General features: G+C 31.6%; 10 protein-coding genes and 1 riboswitch. Of the genes, 9 read left to right on the forward strand and 1 reads right to left on the reverse strand.

Annotation, left to right across the window (positions count from 1 at the left end; translation table 11 throughout):
- The first annotated feature begins 13 nt into the window (after positions 1 to 13).
- Positions 14 to 2,062: an aminopeptidase gene (locus OW730_RS07240; RefSeq protein ID WP_271228380.1), complete on the forward strand. Its 2,049-nt coding sequence runs from the start codon at positions 14 to 16 to the stop codon at positions 2,060 to 2,062.
- An 80-nt stretch (positions 2,063 to 2,142) separates the two neighbouring features.
- A complete protein-coding gene (locus OW730_RS07245) occupies positions 2,143 to 2,586 on the forward strand; it encodes a response regulator (protein WP_271228381.1) in 444 nt (147 codons plus the stop codon).
- 187 nt (positions 2,587 to 2,773) lie between these two features.
- Here OW730_RS07245 and OW730_RS07250 read toward each other — a convergent pair whose 3' ends face one another.
- Positions 2,774 to 3,475 carry an aspartate/glutamate racemase family protein gene (locus OW730_RS07250; RefSeq protein WP_271228382.1) on the reverse strand — a complete coding sequence of 234 codons (702 nt, stop codon included), beginning with the start codon at positions 3,473 to 3,475 and terminating at the stop codon, positions 2,774 to 2,776.
- Positions 3,476 to 4,056: 581 nt separating this feature from the next.
- Between OW730_RS07250 and OW730_RS07255 the strand changes: the two genes are divergently transcribed.
- The 7 genes from OW730_RS07255 (at position 4,057) to OW730_RS07285 (ending at position 13,330) form a co-directional block, all read left to right on the forward strand.
- Positions 4,057 to 6,087: a urocanate hydratase gene (locus OW730_RS07255; protein WP_271228383.1), complete on the forward strand. Its 2,031-nt coding sequence runs from the start codon at positions 4,057 to 4,059 to the stop codon at positions 6,085 to 6,087.
- 739 nt (positions 6,088 to 6,826) lie between these two features.
- Positions 6,827 to 7,007: riboswitch (Lysine riboswitch) on the forward strand.
- Positions 7,008 to 7,276: 269 nt separating this feature from the next.
- On the forward strand, positions 7,277 to 7,657 hold the full coding sequence (locus tag OW730_RS07260; RefSeq protein ID WP_271228384.1) for a hotdog domain-containing protein: 381 nt from the start codon (positions 7,277 to 7,279) through the stop codon (positions 7,655 to 7,657).
- An 18-nt stretch (positions 7,658 to 7,675) separates the two neighbouring features.
- Positions 7,676 to 8,494, forward strand: coding sequence for a 3-keto-5-aminohexanoate cleavage protein (locus OW730_RS07265; RefSeq protein WP_271228385.1), 819 nt, complete (start codon positions 7,676 to 7,678; stop codon positions 8,492 to 8,494).
- A 23-nt stretch (positions 8,495 to 8,517) separates the two neighbouring features.
- A complete protein-coding gene (locus OW730_RS07270; protein WP_271228386.1) occupies positions 8,518 to 9,555 on the forward strand; it encodes an L-erythro-3,5-diaminohexanoate dehydrogenase in 1,038 nt (345 codons plus the stop codon).
- A gap of 25 nt (positions 9,556 to 9,580) precedes the next feature.
- A complete protein-coding gene (gene ablA / locus OW730_RS07275) occupies positions 9,581 to 10,831 on the forward strand; it encodes a lysine 2,3-aminomutase (RefSeq protein WP_271228387.1) in 1,251 nt (416 codons plus the stop codon).
- 3 nt (positions 10,832 to 10,834) lie between these two features.
- A complete protein-coding gene (locus OW730_RS07280) occupies positions 10,835 to 11,854 on the forward strand; it encodes a hypothetical protein (RefSeq protein ID WP_271228388.1) in 1,020 nt (339 codons plus the stop codon).
- A gap of 3 nt (positions 11,855 to 11,857) precedes the next feature.
- The gene (locus OW730_RS07285) at positions 11,858 to 13,330 is read left to right on the forward strand and encodes a MutS-related protein (protein ID WP_271228389.1); all 1,473 of its coding nucleotides are present in this window, start codon (positions 11,858 to 11,860) and stop codon (positions 13,328 to 13,330) included.
- Positions 13,331 to 13,332 lie beyond the last annotated feature (2 nt).

Raw genomic sequence — 13,332 nt, forward strand, 5'->3', positions numbered from 1 at the left:
AGGAGGATACATAATGTTTGATTTTAATGAATATTATAGAGATTTAAATGTTAAGCATGAAGAACAGCTAAATGAAACATTAAAAGTTATTAAAAAGATTAAAGATGAGACGGAGAAATGCAGTTGTAATTGCGGTGATTATGGTAAGTTCTTTTCACATACTGCAGGGGTTATTTTAGAATTATGTGAACATGAAAGAGAACTTAATGAAGAGTATTTCAAAAGTAAAACTTTTGATGAATTACTTGAGCAAAATCACAAAATATATAGACATTATACTAACGAGGCTTACGAGACAAGTTATGCAAATCCGGCATACTGTGTAAGCGTTTTTGGTGAAGATATTGGACAAATATTATGTTACTTTTATATGAGATTTGTAAATTATATTGAGTATGCATATAAACATAAAAGATTTAAAATGGCTAAAAATAATGAATTATTTATAGAAGTATTTAATCTTCTAAAATGTGATAATCAGTGGGAAGTTAGTGAATTAAAGGAAAAGGTAATAAAAGATACTAAAATTAACTTAAACGAAAGACTTAAGATGGATTTAATCGAAAGATTATCACCAGAAGTTTCTTATTATGTTGATATGATAAAGAGTGAGGATCTTAATGATTTAAGATACCTTTTCAAATATGGTAAATTTATTGATAAAAACGAGATAAAAACTGCAGAATTCTATAATAAATATGATAGTGAAAAAATAAAGAAGATAGCGGATACATATACTGAAGGATTCAGAAAAGGATTTGTAAGAGATAACAAAGACTTATCTAAGAAACAAAATGTCCAACTAAGATTTAATGCAGGTCAAGAAATGATGATGAAAGAAGCTATTAAAAACTTTGAGGATATGGGCTTAAAGTGTATTATTGGAAATGTTACTTCAACTGAACCAAATAAGCAGATGCCATATGATCATAGATTTGACAATGCTTTATATTTGGATAAAGAGTTTGTTGATATGAGAATAAAGGCTTTTGAAGATGTTACAGAGGAAATCCAAGATACTTTAAGAGGATTTGCAGGTCCAGCTGTTGTTGAGACATTTGGGGAGAAGCCTTTCTCACCAGAAAGTAAAAAAGAATGTCTTAAGCTTAATGATGATCAATCACAATTATTCAATACTTTAAGTGGAACTATGCAGCAGATTCAATCAAAATATATGCCAAGAAGTGAATATAGCTTTACAATAATTGCATTCCCAGTACCTGAAATTGGAGAAAACTTTGAAGAAATATTTGAAGATACATGTGAAGTTAACATGCTTGACAGCGATAAATATGAGCGAATTCAACAACACATTATTGATGCTTTAGATAAAGGTGAATATATTCATGTAAAAGGTAAGGGAACAAATGAAACTGATATAATGGTTAAGAATCAGAAGATTAACAACCCTGAAAAAGAGACAAACTATGTTAACTGTGTAGCTGATGTTAACATTCCAGTTGGAGAAGTATTTACATCTCCACAATTAACTGGAACAAATGGTGTTCTGCATGTTGAAGAAGTATATTTAAGAGAATTAAAATTCGAAAACTTAAAGATTACATTTAAAGACGGATATATTGATGAATATACTTGTTCAAACTTTGATAATGAAGAAGATAATAAAAAATATATTCAAGAGAACTTAATGTTCCCTCATAAGACTCTTCCTTTAGGAGAATTTGCTATAGGGACTAACACAACAGCATATGTTATGGCAAATAAACATGAAATCTTAAATATATTACCAATCTTAATTGTTGAAAAGATGGGACCACACTTTGCAATTGGAGATACATGCTTCTCATGGTCAGAAGATGTAGCTGTTTATAATCCTACTGATGGAAAAGAGATAATTGCAAGAGATAATGAAAAATCTATCTTAAGAAAGACTAACTTAAAAGAAGCATATACTCAATGTCATACAGATATTACGCTTCCATATGAGGGATTAGACTTTATTGCAGCAATTACTGAAAGTGGAGAAAAAATTGAAATCATCAAAGATGGTAGATTTGTTTTAAAAGGAACTGAAGAATTAAATAAACCATTCGAAAAATAAATATAATAATTAAATAAGCCGGCTGTACAGATTCCTAAGGAATCTCTACAAATGCCGGCTTTTAAATAGGGTGATTTAAAATGAGGGCAATTCTTGTAAATGATTGTAAATTAGAAAATTTGATAATGAAGGATCTCTTGAATGGTTTAGGGGTTGAAGGGCATATTGCTGATGAACTTCAGGTATTTGAAGCAGTAAAAGATTTAAAACCAGATGTTGTTTTTGTTAATCTTGTGATGAAATATTTTTCGGGAAATATAATTGCAAAGAATATAAAGAAGTTATCAAAAAACACTATTTGTGTGCTATGTTCATCTAATGAAGAAGAACTAGAGGTTTATAAAAATCAAGTTGATTATGTGTTGGTAACGCCAATTGACAAAGAAAAATTAATTAGTATTATTACACAGAATAGAAGAAATGATGATATTTCCTCATGTGCACAATGTGGAGAAATATTAACAGATAATTTGAGTTGTGCAAAATTTTGTCCTTTCTGTGGAGGAAAACTGATAAAACCGTAATGGAGAATGTATAATGTATAATGGAGAATGATGGATATTTCACTCCGTGAAATTTTAATTGTATTGTTCCTTGTACAATAATGGGTTCGCTCGTTTCATTTGGAATGAAACATTGTAGCCTAAAATTTATATCTAATTGAATAAACTTATATGCATTAGCTGATTATAGTATAATTATAATCAGTTTTTATTTGACTAATTCTAAGTATTTACTAACAACTGATTCTGCTAAACATTTTGATGAGTCAATAATATTAATGGGAGTATTATGTGTTTTTTCTAATACTACATTTAGATCAGTGCAAGCTATTACAATACTATCAATAGATTCCTTCTTTGCATCTTCTATAAGTTCATTCCAAATACCTATATTTTCTATGTTCTCTTTGTCGACTTTTATATTTTGAATAAGATTATTTAACTTAACTTGCCATTCTTCTTTAAAAGTAAACTTATGACCATTACCAATTATACCTTTTTGATAAATTCCAGACTCAAATGTTGAGGCAGTAGAAAATAAAGTTACATTTTGTAAAACTAATGGTAATTGTTTTACTGTTTCTGTTACTATGTTTAATAAAGGAATATTGATAAAATCGGTTAATTCATTAAAGTATACATGTGCCGAATTGCATGGCATTGCAATAAAACTTACACCGATTGATTCAAGCTTTTGCAATCCTTTAATTATAGAATTTTTCATAAGTTCATGATTTATTGGGCGATCAATGTAAAATGGGGTTGGTAAAGAATATATCATCATTGGTGGAAACTCTTCATCATACTTTGCTCCATATTGAAATTGACATTCATCAACAACTAAATCAACAAATGGTGCTGTTGACCTTGGACCCATTCCAGCTAAAATACCAATAAACTTTTCAGTCATTTAAATAACCTCCTAAAAAATATAACTGCAAATAACTATTTTATGAATTAATTATCATTCTATATTATACATTATTTTACTGTATATAAACAAAAACATTTATAAAATCCTGGTGCTATAAAGAACTATCAACCTTATTCCAAAACGTAACTAATTATTTTAATTTTATTAGCAAAGAATATTTACTTAATTCATAAGAAAGAATAATTTTATTGGTTTATAATAAATAGAATTATTCTTTATTTAATTTTCAAGTATAACTTTGAAACAAGAATACAATATTTTATCTCAGATAAAATGAGTAAAAATATATTGTTCTAAAGAACAATAAGATATAGTTTCTGCGTAAGCAGAAACATCCATAATTCTCCATTCTCAATTCTCCATTCTCAATTTGTTTTAAAAGCACGCAGAGCGTGTTTTAGTAAATTATCGCTTTAGCACAGTAGGAAAAATAATCTTTTATTAAAGAAGGGGAATAGGAGGAGAATCGAGAATAAGTTATTTAATGGAGTGAAAATACTGAAAATTTCGAATGATTTTTAAATTAAGATATTTTACTTTAGTGGAGGGATATTTATATGATTAACAACGTTGATATTAAAAAGGGGATGACAATTAAATTAGAATTTCCTAATGGTTTACCAAAGATGCCAAAATTTGAAGAGGGCATAAGAAGAGCTCCTGACAGGGGGTTTACATTAAGTAAGGCACAAACCGAACTTGCACTTAAGAATGCTCTGAGATATATTCCAGAGGAGTATCATGAAGAGTTGGCACCTGAGTTTTTAGAAGAATTATTAACAATGGGAAGAATTTACGGCTATAGATTTAGACCAGAAGGAAATCTTTATGGAAAGCCTATTGATGAGTATAAAGGTAAATGTGTTTCAGGTAAAGCATTCCAAATCATGATTGATAATAATTTAGATTTTGCTGTAGCGCTTTATCCATATGAGCTTGTTACTTATGGGGAAACAGGGCAAGTATGTCAGAATTGGATGCAGTACAGTTTAATAAAGAAATACTTAGAAGAGATTACTGATGATCAAACTTTAGTTATTGAATCAGGACATCCTTTAGGACTGTTTAGATCAAAACCTGATGCACCAAGAGTAATAATAACTAATGGTTTATTTGTTGGTATGTATGATAATCCAAATGATTGGCATGAAGCTATGCAATTAGGTGTATCTAACTACGGACAAATGACAGCCGGAGGATGGATGTATATAGGGCCACAAGGAATTGTTCATGGTACGTTCAATACACTTCTTAATGCAGGTAGATTGAAATTAGGAGTTCCTGATGATGGAGATTTAAAAGGGAAATTATTTATTACATCAGGATTAGGCGGAATGAGTGGTGCACAACCTAAAGCAGCCGATATTGCAGGTGCTGTTTCTATTACTGCTGAGGTGGATGCTTCAAGAATTGAAACTAGACACTCACAAGGATGGGTTTCAAAAAGATCTGATGATTTAGAAGAAATCTTCCATATGGCTCAAGAAGCTCTTTCTAAAAAAGAAGTGCTTTCAATAGCATACGAAGGTAATGTGGTAGATTTATTACAGTATGTTGTAGATAATAACATACATGTTGACCTTTTATCTGATCAAACTTCATGTCATGCAGTTTATGAAGGTGGGTACTGTCCTCAAGGAATAACTTTTGAAGAGAGAACAAGACTTCTTAAAGAAGATAGAGAAGAGTTTAATAAATTAGTTGATAAAACATTAAAGAAACATTTTGAGCTTATTAAAATTTTAAGTGATAGAGGAACGTATTTCTTTGACTATGGGAATGCATTCATGAAGTCTGTATTTGATGCAGGAGTTAAGGAAATATCAAATAATAAAGTAAATGATAAGGAAGGATTTATTTATCCATCATATGTTGAGGATATTATGGGACCTATGTTATTTGACTATGGATATGGTCCATTTAGATGGGTATGTTTAAGCGGAAAACCTGAAGATCTATCAAAAACAGATTTTGCTGCTATGGAATGTATAGATCCAAATAGAAGAGGACAGGACAGAGATAATTATATTTGGATTAGAGATGCTGAGAAAAATGCTCTTGTTGTAGGAACACAAGCAAGAATTTTATATCAAGATGCAGAAGGTAGAATGAAGATTGCTCTTAAGTTTAATGAAATGGTTAGAAGAGGTGAGGTTGGACCTATTATGTTAGGTAGAGACCACCATGATGTAAGTGGAACAGATTCACCATTCAGAGAAACATCAAATATCAAAGATGGTTCAAGAATATGTGCAGATATGGCAATTCAATGTTATGCAGGTAATGCTGCAAGAGGAATGAGCCTAATAGCACTTCATAATGGTGGAGGAGTTGGAATTGGTAAATCCATAAATGGTGGATTTGGATTAGTTCTTGATGGAAGCAAGAGAGTTGATGAAATTATCAAGAGTGCAATGGCATGGGATGTTATGAGTGGAGTTGCAAGAAGAAACTGGGCAAGAAATCCTCATTCTATAGAAGTAAGTTTAGAGTATAATGAAAAAAATAAGGGTACAGATCATATCACTATTCCTTATGTCGCAAACGAAGATATGCTTAAAAACTTAATTAATAATAGAATTAAATAAAGCATAGAATATGATTCAGAATAAAGATTTAATTAAAATCATAATGGAGAATGTAGAATGGATAATGTAGAATGATGGACATTTCACTCTGTGAAATTTTAGTTTTCTAGTTCTTTGTACAATAGGGTTTTACTCGTTTCATTTTGAATGAAACATTGTAGTTTGAACATGATATTTTTTATAAAAGAATAATACACAAAAAACTGATTATAGACTTAGTCTATAATCAGTTTTTGTTAACAGCATAAAAGGTTTGATATTTAAATAGTGGCACGATAACTAACTTTATTATTAATCAAAATACTTATAATTTTGTTGTAGTAATTATGTATCAAAAGAATTTAAGGGTTTCAAATTTAAAGAAATATTGAATTATAAATACTGATTTTATCCAAGATAAAATCAGTAAAGCGTTTCTCTTAAAGAACAATAAAATATAGTTTTTGCCATAAAGCAAAAACATCCATCATTCTACATTCTAAATTCTCCATTTGTATTTATAATGTGTTGCTGGAATCTCTATGTTTAAATTTTCCCAAAAGACTTAAACTAATTAATTGAAATAATAAAAATATATGGAAGAAATGAGAAAAAACATTCAATATTCAGAAAAATGATGATTAAAAGTCATTGTAAAAAAGTTTTGAAATATTTAATGTTAAATATTGCATTATTGAAAAGCAATGAGTATAATGAAAGTGTAAGAAAATTTTAAAGAGTTATACTTAATTAAATATTGAACATAAATAGAGGCGCAAACGTATGGTAACATTTGGATGATAAAAAGAGGTTCCTTGGATGACAAGTGTGAAGGATGCGGTTGCCGAAAGGGTATATGAGACCTTAGTATATTCTTGGGGGGCGAGAGTACATTCCGCTCACTGCCGTAAAAATATATTTTATGGAGCGCTATTTATGTGATGATTTTTTCATTTCATTGCATGAATACTTCCATATTTTTTTATGCACTGAAATAATTTCAGTGTTTTTTATTTTGGGCAAAATAATGAAGTTAAGATGGAGATATTCTAAGCTAAAGATATTAATAAGATTGGGCGATCGTTTTTTATTTAAGCTTAGATGAACATCATTTACGGAAGTAGTCTGAAAAGTGAATGATTGTGTTAGGGCAAAATAATCTAATCAGTATCAAGTAATTGAATTAATTTCTTAGAAAGGGGAGAAAAAAATGAAAGCTTTAATCAGAATGAGAATGAGTTCTCACGATGCACATTACGGTGGAAATTTAGTTGATGGAGCTAGAATGCTTCAATTATTTGGAGATGTAGCTACAGAGTTATTAATAAGACATGATGGGGATGAAGGGCTTTTTAAAGCATATGACAACGTTGAATTCATGGCGCCAGTATATGCTGGAGATTACATAGAAGCTGTAGGTGAGATTGTTAAAGTAGGAAACACATCTAGAAAAATGGTTTTTGAAGCTAGAAAAGTAATAGTACCAAGACCAGAAATTAGCGATTCTGCTGCAGATATCTTACCAGAACCTATAGTTGTTTGTAGAGCTAGTGGTACATGTGTTACTCCAAGTGATAAGCAAAGAAAATAAATTTCAGAGGTGATATAGATGGAAAAATTAATAATCACTGCTGCAATTTGTGGTGCAGAGGTTACAAAAGAACACAATCCAGCTGTTCCATATACTGTTGAAGAAATAGCATCTGAAGCAGAAAAAGCTTATAAAGCTGGAGCTAGTATTATACATTTACATGTTAGAGAAGATGATGGTACTCCTACGCAGGATAAAGAAAGATTTAGATTATGTATGGAAGCAATCAAAGAAAGATGTCCAGATGCAATAGTTCAACCTTCAACTGGTGGAGCTGTTGGTATGAGTAACGATGAGAGACTACAGCCAACTGAATTAAATCCAGAGATGGCTACTTTAGATTGCGGAACTTGTAACTTTGGTGGAGATGATATATTTGTTAACACTGAAAATACAATAAAAGAATTTGGAACTAGAATGATAGAAAGAAATATCAAGCCTGAAGTTGAAGTTTTTGATAAAGGTATGATTGATATGGCTATCAGATTAAATAGAAAAGGTTTTATTAAATCTCCTATGCACTTTAACTTTGTTATGGGTGTAAATGGTGGAATTTCGGCAACACCAAGAGATTTAGTTTTCATGGCAGGAAGTATTCCAGCAGGAAGTACTTTTACTGTTTCAGGAATTGGAAGACATCAATTTGCAATGGCTAGTATGGCTATAATAATGGGTGGACATGTTAGAGTAGGATTTGAGGACAATGTTTATATTTCTAAAGGAGTGCCTGCTAAGTCAAATGCTGAATTAGTTGAAAGAGTTGTCAGATTAGCAAATGAGTTAGGTAGAGAAATAGCTACTCCTGCTGAAGCAAGAGAAATACTTGGATTAAACTAAAATTGAGTTTGGAGGTTTTAATTATGAAAAAAGGATGTAAATTTGGAACACATAGAGTTATTGCACCACAAGGAGTTTTACCACAACCTGCTACAAAAATAGATAATAATATGGATATATACGATAATGAGATTCTTATAGATGTTCAATCTTTAAATGTTGATTCAGCTAGTTTTACACAAATCGCTGAAGATGTTGGACGTGATCCTGAGAAGATTAAAGCTAGAATCGCTGAAATAGTTGGAGAAAGAGGTAAGCAGCAGAATCCTGTTACTGGTTCAGGCGGAATGCTTATTGGTACAATCGAGAAAATTGGACCAGCTTTAGAAGGTAAGACTGACCTAAAAGTTGGAGATAAGATTGCTACATTAGTATCTCTTTCATTAACTCCATTAAGAATAGATGAGTTCATCGATGTTAAGATGGATATAGATAGAGTTGACATCAAAGGTAAAGCAATATTATTCGAAAGTGGAATATATGCTAAATTACCAACAGATATGAGTGAAGCTTTAGCTCTTGCAGCTCTTGATGTTGCAGGTGCACCAGCACAGGTTGCTAAATTAGTTAAGCCAGGACAGAAAGTAATGATTCTTGGTGGAGCTGGAAAATCAGGACTTTTATGTCTTTATGAAGCTGTTAAAAGAGTTGGACCAACTGGTCAAGTTATCGGTCTTGTAAGATTCCAAGAAGATGCTGATAGAATAAATTCATTAAACTTACCAATAGATGTAGTTATTGCAGATGCTACTAAGCCTCTTGAAGTTTTAAACAAAACTATGGAAGTAACAAATGGTGAGGAACTTGATATCACAGTAAACTGTGTAAACGTTGAAAATACTGAGATGTCTACTATACTTCCAGTTAAAGATGAAGGGATTGTTTACTTCTTCTCAATGGCTACAAGCTTTACAAAAGCAGCTTTAGGAGCTGAGGGTGTAGGAAAAGACGTTAACATGATAATCGGTAATGGATATACTAAAGGTCATGCTGAAATCACTCTTTCTGTATTAAGAGAGTGCAAAGAACTTAGAGAAATTTTCGAGAAAACTTACATTTAACATATATTCGGGGGGAAAAGTAATTATGAAGGTAAATAGACGTAGTGAATTATTTGGTCATATTTCAGATGAACAATGGAAAGATTGGAAATGGCAAGTTGCAAATAGAATAGAAACTGTTGAAGAACTTAAAAAGTATTTACCATTAACTCCAGAGGAAGAAGAAGGAGCAAGAAAGTGTACAGAAACTTTAAGAATGGCTATTACTCCATACTATTTAGCACTAATTGATCCTAATGATCCAGAGGACCCAATAAGAAAGCAGGCGTTACCTTCTGCTTTGGAGCTGCATAAATCAGACGCTGATTTATTAGATCCTCTTCATGAAGATACTGATTCACCTGTACCTGGATTAACTCATAGATATCCAGATAGAGTACTTCTTCTTATTACTGACCAGTGTTCAATGTACTGCAGACACTGTACTAGAAGAAGATTCGCAGGACAAAGTGATGCTTGTATGCCAATGGAAAGAATCGAGAAAGCTATTGAATATATAAGAAATACACCAGGAGTAAGAGATGTATTATTATCTGGTGGAGATGCACTATTAGTTGAAGATGAAACTTTAGAGTATATCATTAAGAGATTAAGAGAAATACCACATGTTGAGATTATAAGAATAGGATCAAGAACTCCAGTTGTTCTTCCTCAGAGAATTACTCCTAATTTAGTAAACATGTTAAGTAAATATCATCCAGTATGGTTAAATACTCACTTTAACCATGCAAATGAGATTACAGAAGAAGCAGCTGAAGCATGTAAATTAATGGCTAATGCAGGAATTCCATTAGGTAACCAATCAGTGTTATTAAGAGGAGTAAATGACTGTGTTCATGTTATGAAGGATCTTGTACATGAGTTAGTTAAGATTAGAGTAAGACCTTACTATATCTATATCTGTGATTTATCATTAGGATTAGAGCACTTTAGAACTCCTGTTTCAAAAGGTATTGAAATTATTGAGGGACTTAGAGGACATACTTCTGGATATTGTGTACCAACATTCGTTGTTGACGCACCAGGAGGAGGAGGAAAAACTCCTGTAATGCCAAACTACGTAGTATCTCAAAGCCATAACAAAGTTATATTAAGAAACTTTGAAGGTGTTATTACAACTTATACTGAGCCTGAGAATTATACACCAGGATGTACATGTGAAGTTTGTAAAGGTGAAAAGAAAGTTGAAAAGGTTGGAGTTGCTGGATTACTTAACGGTCAGCAATTAGCTCTTGAACCAAATAATCTTGAAAGAAATAAAAGAGGACATCACTAAGAAATGAAAAATATTCTTGAACTTATTGAGCCATATAATAGTATATCAATTATTGGAATGGCCAAAAATACAGGAAAAACAACAACTTTAAACTATATTTTGGATGAGGCCAGGGGAAAATATTCCCTTGGTCTAACGTCCATAGGGCGAGATGGAGAAGAACTGGATAGAGTGACAGCCACAGGAAAGCCTAAAATTTTTGTGGAAAATAACACTATAGTTGCAACTGCAAAAAATGCATTATTAAACAGTGATTTCACTAAGGAAATCTTATATGTAACTGATTATACAACACCTATGGGAAGAGTAGTTATTGCAAATGCTATTAGTGCTGGTTATGTTGATCTTGCAGGCCCTTCTATAGGAACCTATGTTGGGGATATTGTGAATCAATTATTTGATCTTAAATGTGATAAAGTAATTGTAGATGGAGCTCTTGGAAGAAAAAGTTTTGCATCACCATCCATAACAGAAGGGACAATTCTGGCAACAGGAGCTGCTCTTCATAGTGATATGGATAAGGTTGTTGATGAAACGGTTTTTACAGCTGAGATCTTATCGATAGATAAATTAGATGACTGTATAGCTTTGAGAGAAGTGGAAAAATATCCTGAGAATAGGGTCGTTATAATAGATAAGAATTATGGGGCTCTTCCTTTAGAAGTTTCAACATCTATGATTGCAGGAAAAGAAATTAGCGAGAATATAGATGAGGAAACCAGGTATGTTTTTATAAAAGGCGTTTTGACGGATAAGGTCATGGATCAAATAATGAAGAGCTGTAGGAAAATGAGTAATATAACATTTGTGGTTGAAGATGGTACTAAGATTTTTGCTACACAGAAAACTTTAAGTAAGTTTAAAAGGTTAGGTGGAGTAATTAAGGCTTTAAATAAAATTAATATAGCTGCTATTACTATTAATCCTACATCTCCATATGGTTATGAATTTTCAGAGGAACAGTTCTTGAGAGAACTGAGAGAAAGAACTGATATACCAGTATTCAATGTTTTGAGAGGGTAAAAAATGAGATTTTTAAGTGAAGAACAAAGAAAAGAAGTTGGATTTCAATATGTTTTAGATTCCCTTAACATTTTAACTCCTTTTGGGTTGGATGAGAAAAAAAACATAAAACCCTTCAAAAAGGAAAACAGGAAGCTTTTGCAAAGAGAATTTGATCTAATTGAAGAGATAATTATGAGCAAAAGTAATAATGCCAGAATCTATAATGAGTTATTCAGACAGTTCATGAAAATAAAAGATATACGAAATACTGTTAAGCGATGTGTAGGTGGAGAGTGTCTAGATGAGGTTGAGCTTTTTGAAATAAAAATTTTTTCCATGATTTGTGAAGAAATAAGAGGTTTAGTTTGCGACTTAGAACTTAATATTCAAGAGTTTGCTTTAAAGAATACTAATGATGTGGTGGAGTTACTCGACCCTCAAGGTAAAAGAATGGCTACTTTCTATGTATATGAGGAGTATAGTGACAAACTAAAAGAAATAAGAAATAAAAAGAGAAGTATTGAGGAAAAAATCTATAAAGAAAAAGATACACACAATAGACAGAAACTGAAAGAAGAACGTTTAGAGTATGTGGTGCAAGAGGAACAAGAGGAATGGGATGTTCGAAAAAAACTTTCTGAGAAAATTAGAGCATACTGTGTAATAATAGAAGAGAACATATTAAAAATAGGAAAACTGGACTTTGTAATTAGTAAAGCAGATATAGCAAAACAGTATGGTGGGGTTAAGCCAATAATCAGTTCTGATATGACTATAAGTTTGAAAGATGGAATAAACCCTGAAGTTGTTGATTTGATAAAGGAGAGAAATAAAGGGCAATTCACTCCAATAAGTATTGAACTGTGTAATGGTAGTACTATTATCACAGGAGCAAATATGGGTGGAAAATCAATTACGTTAAAAACTATTGTTTTAAATTTGTTGCTTTGTCAGAGTGGGTTTTATATTTTTGCTAGAAAAGGGGAATTACCACAAGTTGAGTTTATCTATCTTATTTCAGATGATATGCAATCAATATCTAAAGGGTTAAGTACTTTTGGAGCTGAAATAATGGGACTTAAGCAAATAACTGAGAGTGTTAAAAGATGGGATGGATTTGTTGCCTTTGACGAGTTTGCACGTGGAACTAATCCTTATGAAGGAAAGAAGTTGGTTAAGGCTGTTACAGAATTTTTCCACAGATTTAATTCTATAAGTTTATTTGCGACTCATTACGATGGGGTTGTTAATGATAAGATGGATCATTATCAGGTAAAAGGATTAAGGGATGTTAATTTCGAGCAATTGAAGAGAAAAATTCAATTAGAGAAATCAAAATCAGTTAAAATAATTCAAGAACATATGGATTATCGTTTAGAGAAGGTTACGGGTATTGACAAAGTACCAAAGGATGCTCTGAATATCGCTATGTTGTTGGGTATTGATGAAGAGATATATCGAAAGATTAAAGAGTTATATTGTGAGGAGGAATAAAA

The organism is Oceanirhabdus sp. W0125-5 (assembly GCF_027938815.1).
Classification (GTDB): domain Bacteria; phylum Bacillota; class Clostridia; order Clostridiales; family Clostridiaceae; genus Oceanirhabdus.